This is a genomic window from Streptomyces sp. NPDC039465 (genome assembly GCF_055639315.1).
The window spans coordinates 154,351-172,242 of record NZ_JBVKAP010000002.1; the positions used below are offsets into that span (position 1 = coordinate 154,351).

Consider the following 17,892-nt stretch of genomic DNA (forward strand, 5'->3'; position numbering starts at 1 on the left):
CACCATGAACACCCGGACGCAGCGCCGGCCCGACACCGCCGACCGGATCGAGCTGAGCCCGGCTCAGCTCGGCATCTGGCGGGCCCAGCAGGTCGCGGACGGCGTCCCGCTCCACAACGAAGCCATGGCCTACCGCCTGACCGGCGCTTTCGACATCGCCGCGCTGGAGAAGGCGGTCGCCGGGGCGCTGCGCCGGCACGAGGCGCTGCGCTCCGCCGTCGAGACCGTGGACGGCACCCCGGCGCAGCGCTTCGCCGAGGACGTCGACCTGCCGGTGAGCGTCGTCGAACTGCCGGGCCGGCCGGACCCGGCGACGCTGGCCGGCACCGTCCGGCGTCTGGTGGCCCAGCCGTTCGACCTGAGCCGCCCGCCGCTCGCCCGTGTCCATGTGGTGCGGCTCGCCCCCGACGACCACGTCCTGGTGTTCGTCGCGCACCACATCGTCGCGGACGCCTGGTCGATGGCGCTCGCGCTCGGGGACGTCAGCGGCGGCTACGCGGCACTGGTGTCGGGGGAGCCTCTCACCGTGGCGGAAGCACCCCGGTTCGGTGACCACGCCTGGTCCGAGACGCGCCGCGACCCGGACGAGGAGGGCCTCGACTACTGGCGGATGCGGCTCGAGGACCCGCCCGACGCCGGACTGCCGACCGCCGCCGCGCGCACCGCGGTCCCGGACCACACGGGCGACGTGTACGACGTGACACTGCCGCCCGCGTTGACGCGACGGATCCAGGAGGCGAGCCGGGCGGAGCGGACCACCACCGCGGCCACCCTGCTCGCCGCCTTCACCGCGCTCGTGCACCGGTACGGCGGCCACGACGACGTCGTCATCGGCATGCCGGTCGCCACCCGAGGAGGCCACGGGCTCGCCGAGATGTTCGGCCCCCTCATCAGCGTGGTGGCCTGCCGTACCGACGTCTCCGGGACGCCGACGTTCCGTACGCTGCTCTCCCGCGTCCGGCAGACCCTCAAGGGGGCTCTGCGGCACAAGGACGTACCCCTCACCCAGGTCCTCGACTCGCTGGCGCCCGCCTCGGCCGGGGCCGGCCACACCCCGCTCATCCCGTTGCTCCTGGCCGTGCACAACGGCCCCGCCACCGAGTTCGTGCTGCCCGGAGTCACCGCCCATGAGGTGCCCGCGCACAGCGGCACCGCCAAGTACGACCTGTCCCTGACGGTGCGCCCGGACGGCGACGGGATGCGCGCCCGCTTCGAATTCCGTACCGCCCTCTACTCCCCCGACGACGTCCGGCGGTTCGCGACCGCCTTCGAGCGGCTGCTGGCCGCGGCGGTCGACGCACCGGACACCCTCGTGGCCGACCTGCCGGTGATGACCGAGGCCGAACGCCGGGCGCTCCTCGGCGAGGTGGCGCACGCGCTTGAGGGCGCGCCCGCGGCGCCGCCCACCGTCGTCGAGACCGCCCGCCGTCAGGCCGTCGCCCACGCCGACCGGATCGCCGTCGGCAGCGGCGGCGACACCCTCACCTACGCCGAGGTCGACCGGCGCGCCGCGGCCATCGCCGCCCGGCTCGGCGTCGCGCCGGGCGACCGGGTCGCCGTCTGCGCCCGCCGTACGCCGGACCTCCTCCCGCTGCTCCTCGCCATCTGGCGGCGGCGCGCGGTGTACGTACCCGTCCGGCCGGACCAGCCGGAGTCCCGGGCCCGCACCACCCTCGCCGACAGCGGCGCCACCCTGCTCGTACACACCGGGGAACGCCCCGCCTGGGCCGATGCATGCCCTACCGCGCGCGCCCTGGACTCCCTGCTGACCGGGGGCGTCGACGCCGAGGACACGTCCGCCCCGATCGCCCCGCCGGACGGCGACACGCTCGCCTACCTCATGTACACCTCCGGATCCACCGGCGAGCCCAAAGGCGTCGCCGTCACCCATGGCTCCCTCGCCAACCTGCTGGCGAGCGTCGTCGACGAACCGGGCCTCACCGCCGCGGACGTCCTCGTCTCCGCGACCTCGCTCTCCTTCGACATCTCCCTGCTGGAGCTCCTGGCGCCCCTGGTCGCCGGCGCCCGGCTGGAGATCGTCCCCGACGACCTCAGCCGCGACGGCGCCGCGCTCGCCGCGCTGCTGGACGCCGTGGGGGCGACGGTCATGCAGGCCACCCCGTCGCTGTGGCGGCTGCTCCTGGACAGCGGCTGGCAGGGCAGGCCACAGCTGCGCGCCCTGAGCGGCGGCGAACCCCTCGACCCACGGCTCGCCGACGACCTGCTGCGCACCACCGCCGAACTGTGGAACCTGTACGGGCCGACCGAGACCACCATCTGGTCGACCCTGGACCGGGTCCGCGACGGCGCCGACATCACCATCGGCCGCCCCCTGGCCCGCACCTACTGTCATGTCGTGGACGCCCGGGGACGGCTGCTGCCGGTGGGCGCCGTCGGTGAACTCCTCATCGGTGGGACCGGAGTGGCCGCCGGCTACTGGAACAAGCCGGAGCTCACGGCGCGCGCCTTCGTCCCCGACCCCGTCGAGCCGGCGTCCGGCCGTACCGTCTACCGCACCGGGGACCTCGCCCGCCGACTGCCCGACGGGCGGCTCAGCCTGCTCGGCCGCGGCGATCAGCAGGTGAAGATCCGCGGCCACCGGGTCGAGCTCGGCGAGATCGAGACTGTGCTCACCGCCCGGCCCGAGGTGCGCCAGGCCGCCGTCCAGCTCGTCGAACACCCCACCCGGCTGGTCGCCTTCGTCGTCGCCGACCCGTCGGCCGGTGACGGCGCCCTCGACCCGGTCGCGCTGCGCGAGGGGCTGCGCGGGCGGCTGCTCGACGTCATGGTGCCCTCGGCGATCGTCGTCGTGCCCGAACTGCCCCTGAACCCGAGCGGAAAGATCGACCGCGCGGCACTCGCCCGACAGGCCCGTACCGCCGCCCCCGTCGCCGCCACCTCCGAGGCCCCGCGCACCGACACCGAGCGCGCCCTCGCCGACCTCTGGGGGGAGATCATCGGGGCGCCGCCGCAGTCGCTCGGCCGGCACGACAACTTCTTCGCCCTCGGCGGCAACTCCCTGGGCGCGTCCCAGCTGGTCGCCCGGTTACGGGAGGCGTTCGGCACCGGCCTGCGGCTCGCCGACCTCGTCGAGCACCCCACCATCGCGTCGCTCGCCGCCCACCTCACGACCTCCGCCGTGGCCGCGCCCCGGCCCCCGGCCGATCCGGCGCCGGACGCCACCGCTTCCGTCCCGGGCCGGCTCTCGGACCAGCAGCGCCAGCTCTGGCTGCACAGCCGGGTCCATCCCGACACGGCCATGTACACCATGGCGGGAACGCTGCGGCTCACCGGCCCGCTGGACACCGCCGCGCTCGAAGCCGCCTTCGGGGACCTGTTACGCCGCCACGACGTCCTGCGCCACGGCTACACGCTGCGCGGCCAGGAGCCGGTCGTCCTCCCCGGCGACCTGCCCGAACGCCCCTTGCGGTTCGTCGACCTCACCGCGCTGCCGCCCGGTCGGCGTACCGCCGCGGCCGAGGAGCTGGCCGCCGCCGAGGCGGCCCGCCCCTTCGACCTGGCCCGGCCGCCGATGATCCGTGCCCTCGCCATGCGCACCGCCGAGGACGAGACCCTCGTCGTCGTGTCCATGCATCACATCGCCGCCGACGGCTGGTCGGTCGCCGTGGCGATGGACGACCTCGGCGCCTGCTACGCGCACCGCACCGGCACCGCTCCCCCGCCCGCCCCGCCCGGCACCCCGTACGCCGACCTCGTGCCCGGGGACCCCCTGGACGACGCGGACCTGGACCACTGGGCCGAGCGGCTCGCGGACCATCCCGGGGTCCTCGAACTGCCCACGGACCACCCCAGGACGCCGATCCGCGACATACGCGGCGACGCCGTTCCCGTACGCCTCACTCCCGAACAGACCCGCGCGGTCCGCCGGCTCGCCGCGCGGCTGGGCGCCACCCCGTTCATGGTGCTGCTCGCGGCGTACGGCACCCTGCTCGCCCGGTACGCGGGCACCGACGACATCGTCGTCGGCGTCCCCGTGGCCAACCGCGCCGACCCCCGGGCCGAGCGGACGATCGGCTGTCTGGTGTCCGTGCTGCCGGTCCGGCTCGACCTTTCAGGGGCCCCCTCCTTCGCCGCTCTGGTGGAACGTATCCGCACCCGCGCACTGATCGACCTGAGTCATCCGCGGGCTCCCCTCGACCGCCTCCTGGACCGGCTCGGCCGGCCCTTCGACGCGACCCGCACCCCGCTCTTCCAGACCTCGCTCGTCTTCCAGGACCGCTTCCCGCGCCCGGGCCTGGCCGGTCTGGACGGCAGTGTGACCCCGCTGCGGACGCCGTACGCCAAGTACGACCTGACGCTGGCCCTGGGGGACGAGGGCGAGACCCTCGACGGCGAACTCGAGTACGCCACCGGGCTCTTCGACCGGGAGACGGCCGAGCGGATGAGCCGCTCCTTCACCACCCTGCTGACCGCCGGGACCTCACGGCCCGACGAAAGTCTCGACACCGTCCCGCTCGACGACCGCTCGCCGCTCCCGGCGGCCCCGGCGGGCCGCGAACGCGCCGCCCACACGACCCCCGTCGTGGAACTGTTCCGGCGGCAGGCCGCCGCCGCCCCGACGGCGACCGCCGTGCGCTGCGCCACCGAGACGGTGACCTACGCCGAACTGGCCCGCTGGGCGGACCTGCTGGGGACACACGTCCTGGAGCGGGCCCGCGGCACAAAGGGCGTGATCGCCCTCCTCCTGCCCACCGGAGCGGTGCAGATCGCCGCGGTGCTCGGCGCGCTGGCCGCCGGACGGGCCTTCGTCTGTCTGGAGCCCGGTGACCCGGATCTGCGCCTCGCCGAGATCCTTCAGGACGCCGAGCCCGCGCTGCTGATCACCACCGCGGACCACGCCGAACGCCGCGCGAGCGTCCTGACCGAAACCGGTCCGCCCGTGCTCACCGTCGACCCGTCCGCGCCCGCCCCCACGCAGGCCCCGCAGCCGGCACCGGACCCGGCCGGGCACAGCGAGGCGCTCTGCCTCGTCTACACCTCGGGCTCCACCGGCACACCGAAGGGAATGTTCCTCAGCCAGGCCACCTTCGCGCAGTTCGCGCACTGGCAGATCGAGCGGTTCGCCATCGGGCCGGCGGACCGGATCGCCCAGTGGTCCCCCTTCACCTACGACGCCGCCTACACGGAGGTGTTCGCCGCGCTCCTCGCCGGGGCGACGCTGTGCCTGCCCGCCGCGGACATCCGGCGCGACCCGATCGCCGTCGTGGAGTGGCTGCGTACCGAGCGCATCACCCAGTTCGAGACGGTGCCCTCCTTCTTCCGGCTGGTGACCGACGTCGTCGACCGCGCCCACCCCGGCCCGGACCGCGCGGCCCACCTCCCCGACCTCAAGGACGTCCTGCTGGCCGGCGAGGTGCTGCCCACCGCCCTGGTGGAGCGCTGGCGCACGGAGCTGGAGAACGGCCGGCCCCGGCTGCACAATCTGTACGGCCCGACCGAGTCCATCCTCGCCACGCACCACGTCGTCGAACCCGGCCCGGCACGGGACGCCCGGACTCCCGTCGGCCGCCCCCTGGCCGGCCGCGAGGTCCTCGTCCTCGACGCCGCGATGCGGCCCTGCCCGACCGGCGTGCACGGCGAGCTGTACATCCGCTCCGACTTCCTGGCCGGCGCCTACCACCGCAGGCCGCAGGAGTCCGCGCGGGCCTACGTGCCCGATCCGTGGCAACCGGGCGGGGCCCTCTACCGCACCGGCGACATCGGCCGCTGGACCACCCGCGGCGTGCTGGAGTTCCGCGGCCGCGCCGACACCCAGGTGAAGATCCGCGGCAACCGCGTCGAACTCTCCGCCGTCGAGGCCGTGCTCGCGGCCCATCCCGGCGTCCTGGAAGCGGCCGTCGTCGCGCACCAGGGGGACGAGGCCGGCAGCGAACCGGTCCTCGCCGCCTATGCCGTGCCGACCACACCCGGACCGGACGCGCCCACACCGGCGCGGCTGCGCGCCCATCTCGCCGCCACCCTGGCGGCGGCCGCCGTGCCGGACACCGTCGTCGTCCTCGACGCGCTGCCCCGCACCCGTACGAACAAGATCGACCGGCGGCGGCTGCCCGCCCCCGGCCGGGCGGACACCGCGGTCGGGGCGGGCCAGGCACCGCGCGCGGGGACCGAGGAGCTGATCGCCGCCGCGTGGCGCGAGATCCTCCAGGTCGGCCAGGTGGACCGCACCGTCAGCTTCTTCGAGGCCGGCGGCAACTCCCTGCAGGCCGCGAGGCTGCAGATCCTCCTCGACGAACGCCTGCACACGCCGGTGCGGCTGGTGGACATCTTCGCCCACCCGACGATCGCCGACTTCGCCGCCCATGTCCTCGGGCGGCCGGAACCGCCGGGCGCCTCCGGCGGCGAGGCACCGCGGGCCCGGCAACGCCGCACCGCGCTGCGCCAGCTGTCGCGGGCCCGCCGGACAGGACCCGACCGGCCCGGTGTGCCGGGGCCCCGACCGGGCCCCGCCCCCGACAGCGACCCCGAGCAGCCCCCGTACGACCCCGGAGAGCGACTGTGAACGGATCCGCGGCCGAACCGGCCGACACGACAACGCCGGACATCGATCGCGTCGCGGTGATCGGCATGGCGGGCCGCTTCCCCGGCGCGGACGGCGTCGATGCCCTCTGGGACCTGCTCGGCCGGGGCACGAGCGCCATCCGCAGGTTCGGTGCCGACGAGCTGCGCGCCGCGGGCGTCCCGGACGAACTCGTCGGTCATCCCGCGTACATGCCGGTCAAGGGAGCGCTGGACGACGTCGACATGTTCGACGCCGAACTGTTCGGGTACAGCGCCGCCGAGGCCTCCGTCCTCGATCCGCAGCAGCGGATCCTGCTGGAATGTGCCTGGACGGCGCTGGAGGACGCGGGCTGGGAGCCGGGCCGGGTGGCGGGGCCCGTCGGTGTCTACGTGGGCGCCATGCTCAGCGGTTACCTCATCAACAACCTGCTGCCGCGCAAGGACGTCCTCGCCCGGCTCGGGATGCCGATGGTGCTTCAGGGCAATCTCCCCGACCAGGTCGCGGCCCGTATCGCGTACAAGATGAACCTGCACGGACCCGCGTTGACGGTGCAGACCGCGTGCTCCACCTCGCTGGTCGCCGTCCATCTCGCCGCGCAGAGCCTGCTGAGCCACGAATGCGACCTCGCCCTGGCCGGCGGGGTGACGGTGACTTTGCCGAGCCACTCCGGCTATCTGCCCACCGAGGGCGGCATCGAGTCTCCGGACGGGCACTGCCGGCCGTTCGCCGAGGCCGCGAACGGCACCGTGTTCGGCAACGGCAGCGGGATCGTGGTCCTCAAGCGGCTGTCCGACGCGCTCGCCGACAACGACCGTATCCACGCCGTGATCCTGGGCTCCGCCGTCAACAACGACGGGGGCCGCAAGGTCGGCTACACCGCCCCGAGCGTCGCCGGGCAGACCGAGGTCATCCACGAGGCCCTGGCGATGGCCGACATCGATCCGGCAGGCGTCGGCTACATCGAGACGCACGGCACCGGGACCCCCATCGGCGACCCGATCGAGGTCGCCGCCCTGCACGCCACGTACGGCGCGGCCGGGGGCACGCACCGCTGCGGCCTCGGCTCGGCCAAGTACAACCTCGGCCACCTCGACAACGCCGCCGGGATCACCGGCCTCATCAAGACCGTGCTCGCGCTCCGGCACGGCCGGATACCCGCCAGTCTCGCGGCCACCGACAAACCCAGCCCGGAACTGGCACTGGACGGCAGTGCCTTCTTCGTGCCCCGCGATCTGGAACCGTGGCCCGTCACGGACGGGCCGCGCCGCGCGGCGGTCAGTGCCTTCGGCATCGGCGGCACCAACGCCCATGTGATCCTCGAAGCGGGCAGCGCCCCCACGCCCGCCCCGCCCGCCACGGGCCCGCAGCTGATCGAGCTCTCCGCGGCCACCGCGTCGGCCCTGGACGCGGCCACCGACCGGCTCGCCGCACACCTCGCCGCACACCCCACGGAGGATCTCGGTCCGGTCGTGCGCACCCTGCGCACCGGCCGGCGCCCGCTCAGGCACCGCCGGGCCGTCGTGGCCGGCGACTCCGGCTCGGCGCTCCGCGCCCTGACCGGCGGCGACCGACGGCGCGTCACCGACGGACGGACCGGCGCGCAGGCCCCGACCCCGGTGTTCCTCCTGCCGGGGCAGGGCGCCCAGTTCGCCGGTATGGGGCAGGGGCTGTACGCGGCCGAGCCGGTGTTCCGCGCCGCCGTCGACCAGTGCGCGCAGCTGCTGAGGCCCCAACTCGGCCTGGACCTGCGCGAGGTGCTCGCCGACGGGGAACGGCTGCGCCGCACCGACATCACCCAGCCGGCCGTGTTCACCGTCAGCTACGCGCTCGCCGCGCTGTGGCGCCATCGCGGCGTGGAGCCGGGCGCCCTGCTCGGGCACAGCCTCGGCGAGTACACGGCCGCGTGCCTGGCCGGGGTCTTCACCCTGTCGGACGCGCTGCGTCTGGTGGCCGAACGCGGCCGACTCCTCGCCGCGCTGCCGCCCGGCGCCATGGCCGCCGTGCCCTGGGACGCCGAGCGGGCGGGCGAGTTCGCCGCCACGCACGGCCTGGACCTCGCCGCCGTCAACGGCCCCGGCTCGACGGTGCTGTCCGGTCCCGCCGACGCGCTGGAGCGGGCGCTGGCCGCACTGGCCGACAGCGGCGTACGGACCGTGCGGCTCGCCACCGACCGCGCCTTCCACAGCCGGATGGTCGACGACGTGCGGGACGCCTTCGAGGCCGCCCTGCGCGGCACGCCGATGACCGCCCCCACGGTCCCGTTCGTCTCCAACGTCACCGGCACCTGGATCACCCCCGCCGAGGCCACGGACCCGGAGTACTGGCTGCGTCAGATGCGGGTCCCCGTCCGCTTCCTCGACGGACTGCGCACCCTGTCCGAGGGCCCCGGGCGGCCGGTGCTCGTCGAGACCGGCCCCGGTTCGGTCCTGACGGACCTCGCCCACGGCGCCCGGCTGCCCGGCCTGCTCCGCGCCGCCGCTCCGCTGCCCAGGCCCACGGGTGCCGAGGGCGGGGGCGACGAGCCGACGAGCGTGCTCCTTGCCCTCGGCAGTCTGTGGACCCATGGCGTACCGGTCCGCCGGGACGACGACCTGGCTCCCGGGCCCCGGGCGGACCTGCCCACCTACCCGTTCGAGCGGCAGCGGTACTGGGTCGATCCACCGGAGTGCGCCCGCGCGGCGGGGCCGGTCGACGCATCCGCCGAACCGGGCACGGCCGGAGCGGCGCACCACCCGCGCCCCGACCTCGACACCCCGTACACCGCGCCCGAGGGCGAACTGGAGGAACAGCTCGCCACCGTGCTCCAGGAGCTGCTCGAAGTCGAACGGATCGGCGTGCACGACAGTTTCGTCGACCTGGGCGGGCACTCCCTGATGGCGGCCCAGCTCGCCGCCCGCGTCCGCGCCCTGTACGGCGTGGAGGTGCCCGTCCGGGCGCTGTTCGAGCGGGGCACGGTCGCCGAACTGGCCCCGTACATCGAAGACCTGATCATCGCCGACCTGGAGGGGTCATGAGCGCGGAGTCCTCGTCCGGTAGCCCGCGGGCCGAAAACCGCGAGGAACGACTCGCCCGGCTCACCCCCGAACAGCGCGAGCGGCTGCGCGAGCGGATCTCCGGCGCCGCCGTGCGGCCCCGGCGGCAGCCCGTCGTACCACCGCGGCCCGACGGCTCCGCGGCCCCGCTGTCCTTCGGACAGGAACGCATGTGGTTCGTCGACCAGCTCAACCCGGAAGGCGCCGCCCTCAACGAGTACGCGGCCCTGTGGCTGACCGGAGCGCTGAGTGTGGTCGACCTTGAGCGGGCGCTGGCCGGTGTGGTGGCACGCCATGAGGCGCTGCGCACCGTGATCGACGCGAGCGAAGACCGGCCGGTCCAGCGGGTACGGGACGAGGCGGCCTTCCGGCTGGACGTCGTCGAGCTGCCCGGCGCCGATCGCGCGCGTGCCGAACGGCTGGCCGCCGCCGAGGCCGCGCGGCCGCTGTCCCTGGAGAGCGGGCCGCTCTTCCGGGCCGTGCTCGTGCGCCTGTCCCCCGGCGAGGCGCTGCTGACCGTCGTCAACCACCACATCATCGGCGACACCTGGTCGCGCGCGGTCCTGCTCCACGAGGTCGTCGCCGGCTACCGGGCCGCGGTGGCGGGCGGCGAGCCCGAGAACCGGCCCGTGGTGCAGTACGGCGACTGGGCGGCCTGGCAGCGGGGCGAGCTCACCGACGAGGTGCTCGCCGACGACCTCGCGTACTGGCGCGAGACCCTGGCCGGCGCGCCGCCCGTGCTGGAGCTCGCCGCGGACCGGCCGCGCCCGGCGGTCCCGTCGTCGCACGGGGGACGCGTGCCGCTCGCTCTCGGGCGGGAGCTGAGCGAGGCGGTCGACCGGTTGGCCCGGGAAGCCTCCGCGACACCGTTCATGGTGCTTCTCGCCGCTTGGAAGCTGGTGCTGCGCCGCTGGTCGGGGCAGGACGACATGGTGGTCGGCACCGCCGTCGCGGGCCGGACGCACCCCGAACTGGAGGCCTCGATCGGGGCCTTCGTCAACAGCCTGGTGCTGCGTACCGACCTCTCCGGCGACCCGGCCTTCGACGACGTCCTGGCCCGTGTCCGGCACACGGTCCTCGGTGCTCTGGGCCACGACCGGCTGCCGTTCGAACGCCTGGTCAGGGAGTTGCGTCCGCCGCGTGACGTCGGCTACACGCCGCTGTACCAGGTGCACTTCGGCTTCCACAACGTCCCCATGCCAGAGTTCGAACTGCCGGGCGTGGCCGTGGAGATGGCGGAACTGGACAACGGCAGGTGCCGTTTCGACCTCGCGCTGGAGCTCGTCCGGCGGGACGGCGAGATCGTGGGCGTGTGCGAGTACAGCCGCGACCTGTTCTCCGGACCGACCGCGCAGGCCCTGGTCGACCTGCTGCGCGCGGTCCTCACCCGCGCCGCCGAGGATCCGCGCCGGCCGGTCTCCGAGCTCGCCCTGCCGACCGACGCGGACCTCCGGCTGATGGCGGCGTGGAACGACACGGCCAACGAACTGCGGCCTGCTGACGGCCTGTTGGCCCGGCTCGGGGAGCGGGTACGGGAGCAGGCCTCCACCGTCGCCCTCGTCGCGGGCGAGGACCGCCTCAGCTACGGCGAGCTGGGCCGGCGGACCGACGCGCTGGCCGCCCGGCTGCGCGCCCACGGCGCCGGGCCCGGCGCCCGAGTCGGCCTCTGCCTGCCGCGCACCGCGGACCTGGTCGTCGCCATGCTGGCCACCCTGCGGACCGGCGCGGCGTACGTTCCGCTCGATCCGACGTATCCGGCCGCCCGGCTGGAACAGATGGCGAGCGATGCCGGGCTGGCCCTGGTCGTGGCGCCGGAACGCGGCGCGCCGCCCGGGCTGTCGGGCGTGACGCTTCTCGACCCGCGCGGGTCCGGCCCGCACGAGCCTGGGAGCGTCCCGGAGCCCTGGGCGGATCCCGAGCCGGAGCGCCCCGCGTACGTGATCTACACCTCGGGTTCCACCGGGCGCCCCAAGGGTGTGGTGGTGACCCACGGGAACCTGCGGAACTTCCTGGTCGCCATGGACCGGCGGATCGGCCGGCCGGAGCCGGCGACCTGGCTCGCGGTCACCAGCGTCTCGTTCGACATCTCGGTCCTGGAACTCCTGTGGACGCTCGCCTCCGGCCACCGTGTGGTGCTCGCCCCCGGACCGGGGCAGGCCGCCGCCGCGGACGACGGCCAGGCGCCCTCCTCCGCCGCGCGGTTCAGCCTCTTCTACTTCGCCAGCTCGGCCGAGGGTGAGCCGGGACCGGAGCAGTACCGCCTGCTCATGGAGGGCGCCAGGTTCGCCGACACCCACGACTTCAGCGCCGTATGGCTTCCCGAGCGCCACTTCCACGCCTTCGGCGGCCCCTTCCCCGCTCCCTCCACTCTCGCGGCCGCCGTGGCCGTGACCACCCGGCGGGTGGGCATCCGGGCCGGCAGTGTCGTGCTGCCGCTGCACCATCCCGTACGGGTCGCCGAGGAATGGTCCGTCGTGGACAACCTCTCCGCGGGGCGGGTGGGGCTCTCCTTCGCCTCCGGCTGGCACGTCGACGACTTCGTGTTCGCCAAGGACAGCTACGACGACCGGCACGAGGTGATGCTGCGGGCCATGGAGGAGGTCCGGGCGCTGTGGCGGGGCGACGAAGTCCCCTTCACCGGGCCGCGGGACCACAAGGTGCGGGTGCGGACCCTGCCCCGCCCCGTCCAGCCTGAGCTGCCGGTCTGGCTCACCTCCGCGGGCAACATCGAGACCTTCCGGACCGCCGGCCGGCTCGGCGTGGGGCTGCTGACGCATCTGCTCGGGCAGTCCGTCGAGGAGCTGACGGAGAAGCTCGCCGTGTACCGCGCCGCCTGGCGCGAGGCGGGCCATGCGGGCGACGGCCAGGTGACGCTGATGCTGCACACCTTCGTCGGCCGGGACCGGGAGGCCGTGCGGGAGGCCGCCTGGCAGCCCTTCCGGTCCTATCTGCGCTCCTCGGTCGGGCTCATCCGGAACCTCGCCGAGGGCCTGGGGCTGGACATCCGCTCCGCCGACTTCTCCGACGACGACATGGAAGCCCTGCTGGATCACGCCTGTGCCCGCTACATGGGCCACAGCGCGATGATCGGGACGGTGGAGGAGTGCGCGGCACTGGCCGAGCGCCTGACCGCCCTCGGGGTGGACGAGATCGCCTGTCTGATCGACTTCGGTGTGGCCCCCGACGCCGTCCTCGACGCCCTGCCGCTGCTGGACGAGGTCCGCCGGGCCACCGCGACCGCCCGTCCCGCGCCCTCGGCACCGGCCGTCGACCCGCTGGTCACCGAGCTGATCCGGGAACACGGCGTGACCCATCTGCAGTGCACGCCCTCGCAGGCCCGGGCCCTGCTCGCGGAGCCGGACGCGGCCGCCCTCGGCCGGCTGCGCACCCTGCTGCTCGGCGGCGAAGCTCTCGACAGCGACCTGGTGCGGCGGCTGAGGGAGATCACCCCGGCCGAGATCCACAACATGTACGGCCCGACGGAGACCACGGTCTGGTCGACGTCGACCCGTGTCGACCCGGACGACGTCACGATCGGACGCCCCCTGGCCAACACCCAGGTGCATGTCCTCGACACGCACGGCCACCGGCTCCCGGTGGGCGTACCGGGCGAGCTGCACATCGGCGGCGCCGGTGTGGCGGCCGGCTACCTCGACGCGCCCGAACTCACCGCGGAGCGCTTCGTCCCCGACCCCTTCGGGGGCCGGGACGGGAGCGGCAGGCTTTACCGCACCGGTGACATCGTCCGACTGCGCCGGGACGGGCTCCTGGAGTACCAGGGCCGCCGCGACCATCAGGCGAAGGTACGCGGACACCGGGTCGAGCTCGGCGAGATCGAGGCTGCGCTGCTCGCCGCCGAGGGCGTGACGGCGGCCGCCGCGGCGGCCCATCACGCGGGTACGTCGGCGTCCTCGCTCACCGGCTACGTGGTCGCCGGGCCCGGCACCCCCGTCACTCCCGAGGCGCTGCGCGCCCATATGGCGGCGCTGCTGCCGCCGTATCTCGTGCCGTCCCGGTACGTCTTCCTGAGCGCCCTGCCCCTGACCGCCAACGGCAAGGTGGACCGGGCGGCGTTGCCGGAACCGGGCGTGGAACGGCCCGAGCTGGCCCGCCGGTACGTCGCACCGCGCACCCCGCTGGAGGAACGCGTCGCCGAGATCTGGCGGCGGGTGCTCGGCGTCGAACGCGTCGGCGTCGACGACGACTTCTTCGACCTCGGCGGACACTCCATCCTCGCCACCCAGATGCTCGCCCGCGTCCGTGACGAACTCGCCCCCCGGCTGCCGCTGCGCTCGGTGTTCGAGGCGCCGACCGTCGCGGGACTCGCCGCGTCCGTCGAGGCGCTCGGGGACGACGGCCCCACCGGCGCGGTGGTGCCTCCTCGCGCCCAGGGATCCTCGTCCCGGCTCCCGGTGGGCCCCGGCGCCGCGATCGTCGACCTGGAGACGGTGCCCGCCTCGTTCGGCCAGGAGCGCATGTACCTGATCCACCACATGCATCGCGGACACACGCCGTACCACATGGTCAACGCGTTCCGTATCCGCGGGCCGCTGGACCCCGCGGCGCTGGGCGAGGCGCTGCGTGCCCTCGTCGACCGGCACGAGATCCTGCGTACCGTGCTGCGCTTCGACCCGGCCACGGAACAGCTTCAGCAGGTGATCCGGTCCGGTGCCGACGTCCAGCCGGTGTTCGGGCAGCCCGCCGACGACGCCCCGGCGGACGACGAGGCCCGGCTGCGGCTGGCCGGCGCCTGGGTGACCGATCTGGCCCGGACACCCTTCGACCTCGCCGACGGCCCGGTCTTCCGCGCCGGTCTGTACCGCCTGGGGCCCGACGACCATGTCTTCGCACTCGTCATGCACCACATCGCCGGGGACGGCTGGTCCATGGAGCTGCTCCGCGACGACCTGGGGCGGCTCTACCGCGCCCAGCTGACCGGCGTCCCGGCCGATCTCGGTCACCTTCCCCTGCGCTACGCCGACTTCGCCGTCTGGCAGCGCTCCTTCATGGAGTCCGGTGCCCTGCGGGAGCAGCTCGCCCACTGGCGCGACCGGCTCGACGGCGTGCGGCCGGTCCAGCTGAGCGGGGTCGGTGCCGAGCCCGCGGTCCCGTCCGGCGACGCCGGGCCGCCCGCGGTCACCTTCGAGATCACCGGGCCGGCCGCCGAAGCCCTCAACAGGCTCTCCCGCGCCGAGGGTGCCACGCTCTTCGCCGTGCTCCTGGCGGCGCTGGCCGCGGTGGTCGCCCGCGACCACGGCGTCGAGGACCTCGTCGTCGCCACTCCGGTGGCGGGCCGCAGCCAGGTCGACTTCGAGAAGGTCGTCGGCTTCTTCGTGAACACCGTGCCGCTGCGGCTGGACGTGTCGGGCGATCCCACCCTCGCCGCGCTGGTGCGGCGGGCCAGGGACACCGCGCTCGATGCCCTCAGTCATCAGAACGCGCCCTTCGAGAAGATCGTCGAAGCGGTGTCGCCGCCGCGGGTGCCGGGCCGGCAGCCGCTCGCGCCGGTGCTGCTCGTCCTGCGGGAGGCCATGCGGCCCTGGGCCGGCATCGACGACACCGACATGACGGAGGTCCCGCTGCCGCCCGATCCTGTCGGCTACGACCTCGTCGTCGACGTGAGCCGTGGCGACGACGGGATCAGGGGCCATCTGGTGGCCGATCCGGCCTGTTTCGGCCCGGCGCAGCTGGCGCGGCTCCGCGACGCCTTCACCCGCACCCTCACCGACGCGGCGCGGCTGCGTGACGTGAGCGTCTCCCAGCTCCCTCGCCCCGGCGGTCACGAGACTTCCGTCAGTTCCTAGAGTTTCGAGAGTTCCGACAGTTCCGACGATCGACCGAATGGCACCGACCAATGACATCCACCGTGTACAACGTCGCCTTCGACTGCGCCAACGCCTATGAGCTGGCACGGTTCTGGAGCGATGTCGTAGGGCATCCGCTCCACGACGAGGACCTGCCCGGCGACTCCACCGCCAGCATCAAGCTGCCGTCCGGACTCCACCTCTACTTCGCCGAAGTACCCGAGGAGAAGCGGACGAAGAACCGGGTGCACCTGTGCCTCCAGCCGGACGGGCCCCGCGACGAGGAGGTCGCGCGGCTGCTCCGGCTGGGTGCGAAGGAGCTCTCCGACCACCGCAAACCCGACGGCACCGGCTGGGTCGTCTTCGCCGACGCGGAGGGCAACGAGTTCTGTGTCCTGCGCAGTGCGGCGGAACGTGAGGCGCACGAGGCCGACGGCGTCGACCCGGCACCGCACCCTTAGATGCCGGCGCGGGAGGCACGATCCGAGGCGAAGGGCGGCGGCCTGCTGCGGGGGCCGCACGGCCGCCGGTTCCGGCTGCTGTGGGGCTCGACCCTGGTCTCCGCCCTCGGCGACGGCATGTACCTCGCCGCTCTGCCGCTGCTGGCCGCCACCCTCACCCGCGATCCGGTGCTCATCGCGGCCGTCACGGTCGCGGCGAAACTGCCGTGGGTCCTGATAGGTCCCGTCACCGGCGCGCTCACCGACCGGCTGGACCGGTTCCAGCTGCTGCGCCGGGTCGCGGTGCTCCAGGCCCTGGTGGTCGGTCTTTTCGGCCTGGCCGTCGGTACCGGCACCGCCTCTCTCGCGCTGATCGTGCTCGTCGCGTTCGTACTGGCCTCGGCCGACACGCTGACCATGAACGCGCAGGCGGCCTCGGTGCCCGACCTGGTCGACCGCAAGAACCTGCCGGTGGCCAACAGCTGGCTGCAGGGCGGCCAGAGCGTCGCCAGTGATCTGGTGGGGGTCGCTGTCGGCGCCCTGCTCTTCGGGATCGCCGCCTGGGTGCCGTTCGCCCTGGACAGCGTGTCCTTCGCGCTCGCCGCCCTGCTGGTGTTCCGCATCCGGCCGGACTCCGCCGAAGGGCCCGCGCGGGAACGGATCACCCTGCGCGCGTTGTGGCAGGACATGGCCGAAGGCGGACGCTGGCTGGCCCGCCACCGTCTGCTGCGCACACTCTGCGCGCTGACCGCGCTCGACAACTTCGCCACCGTCGGTGTGCAGTCGATCGCGGTCCTCTACGCGCTGGAGGTGCTGCGCGTCAGCTCGGGCGCGTACGGACTGCTCATGGCCGTGATCGCGATCGGCGGGGCGGTCGGGCTGGTGCTCGCGCCGCCCCTGTGCGAGCGCCTCGGGCTGGGCGCGACGCTGCGGCTGCGCTTCGCGCTGTCCCCCGTGCCGTTTGTCGTCACCGCGCTGACCGCGCATCCCGCGGCGGCCGCGGGATCGTTCTTCTTCGTCGGGCTCAGCGTCGCGCTGGGCAACGTCGCCAGTATCACGCTGCGTCAGAATCTGGTGCCCAGGGACCTGTTCGGCCGGGTCAACGCGTCCTTCCGGGTGGTCGCCGTGGGCATCGGACCGCTCGGCGGGGCCTGCGCGGGATGGGTCGCCCATGCCTACGGGCTGCGGGCGCCGTTCTTCGTCAGTGCGGCGGTGCTGGCCACCGCGGGTCTGGTGGCCGCCCGGGTGCTGTCGCCCGGGGCCGTGGCCGCCGCGGAACAGCGCGGGGCGGCGGACACGGACGCCGAGGCCGGCTAGCTACCGCAGCCGCCGCGCGTGCAGCCGCTCGTAGTGGGGCAGATGGTGGGCATGGTAGGCGGCGAGCAGCGGATGGTTGTCCACGGTGTGCTCGTACGTGCTGGCGAGCGGGGTGAAGCCGTCGGTCCGGCTGGTCGACTCGTGCCAGCGTGACGTGGACTGCCATTCGTTCAGCATCCGCGGCTGCCACGACAGGGCGTCGGCGCGGAACGTGATGCCGGTGGCCTCGCAGTAGGCGCGTACGGTTTCGGCCGGGTCGGTGATCAGCGCCTCGGAACCGATCACCACCGGCGTCTCCCCGGTCTGTGCGGCCACCGCGTCATGGATCTCCGCGAGCCGCTCGATACCCACGTCCTCGCAGGTCAGCTTGGGGGCCAGGGCGAAGTGCGAGGCGATGACCTCGGCGGGGTCGCGCAGGAGAAACGTATGCACCGCGTCATGGAGGAAACGGGCGTCGGCCAGCAGACCCGGATAGGGGAAATCGGTGGTGTCCTTGAAGAACACGGGCCCGGACCGGGACAGATTCCGAATGGCCTCGATCAATTCCGCTTCGCTGTGTGCCTTCGTCCCGTCGACGTCGACCGAACCGAAGTCGGCGAGATGGGAGAACGGCTCGTGCAGAATGGTGAAATCGCCACGTTCCTTCATCATGCGCAAGAACGCCGTGGAACGGGATCGCGGTGCGCTCCACAACGCGAGAACGGGCAACGGGCGTTCAGGGAACGGTATCGGACCTGCCATGAAAGAACTCCTCGCTCGGGTACTGCTGAGGCCTGATC

Annotated in this window: 6 protein-coding genes; 5 read left to right on the forward strand and 1 reads right to left on the reverse strand. The window is 73.9% G+C overall.

The window, feature by feature from the left end; genetic code table 11:
* The first annotated feature begins 4 nt into the window (after positions 1-4).
* From ACZ7LT_RS06935 to ACZ7LT_RS06955, 5 genes are read left to right on the forward strand one after another with little or no spacing between them, the layout of a single operon-like run.
* Positions 5-6,520, forward strand: a complete 6,516-nt coding sequence (locus tag ACZ7LT_RS06935; RefSeq protein ID WP_471234940.1) for an amino acid adenylation domain-containing protein — start codon at positions 5-7, stop codon at positions 6,518-6,520.
* Complete coding sequence (locus ACZ7LT_RS06940; protein ID WP_471234941.1) at positions 6,517-9,534, forward strand: type I polyketide synthase; 3,018 nt, start codon at positions 6,517-6,519, stop codon at positions 9,532-9,534. Before ACZ7LT_RS06935 ends, ACZ7LT_RS06940 begins: the two co-directional genes overlap by 4 nt.
* Positions 9,531-15,356 carry an LLM class flavin-dependent oxidoreductase gene (locus tag ACZ7LT_RS06945; protein ID WP_471234942.1) on the forward strand — a complete coding sequence of 1,942 codons (5,826 nt, stop codon included), beginning with the start codon at positions 9,531-9,533 and terminating at the stop codon, positions 15,354-15,356. Before ACZ7LT_RS06940 ends, ACZ7LT_RS06945 begins: the two co-directional genes overlap by 4 nt.
* A gap of 50 nt (positions 15,357-15,406) precedes the next feature.
* Entirely contained in the window at positions 15,407-15,817 is a 411-nt protein-coding gene (locus ACZ7LT_RS06950; RefSeq protein ID WP_471234943.1) for a VOC family protein, read from the forward strand.
* The gene (locus ACZ7LT_RS06955) at positions 15,818-17,113 is read left to right on the forward strand and encodes an MFS transporter (protein ID WP_471234944.1); all 1,296 of its coding nucleotides are present in this window, start codon (positions 15,818-15,820) and stop codon (positions 17,111-17,113) included.
* Here ACZ7LT_RS06955 and ACZ7LT_RS06960 read toward each other — a convergent pair whose 3' ends face one another.
* Positions 17,114-17,854, reverse strand: a complete 741-nt coding sequence (locus ACZ7LT_RS06960; protein ID WP_471234945.1) for a sulfotransferase-like domain-containing protein — start codon at positions 17,852-17,854, stop codon at positions 17,114-17,116.
* Positions 17,855-17,892 lie beyond the last annotated feature (38 nt).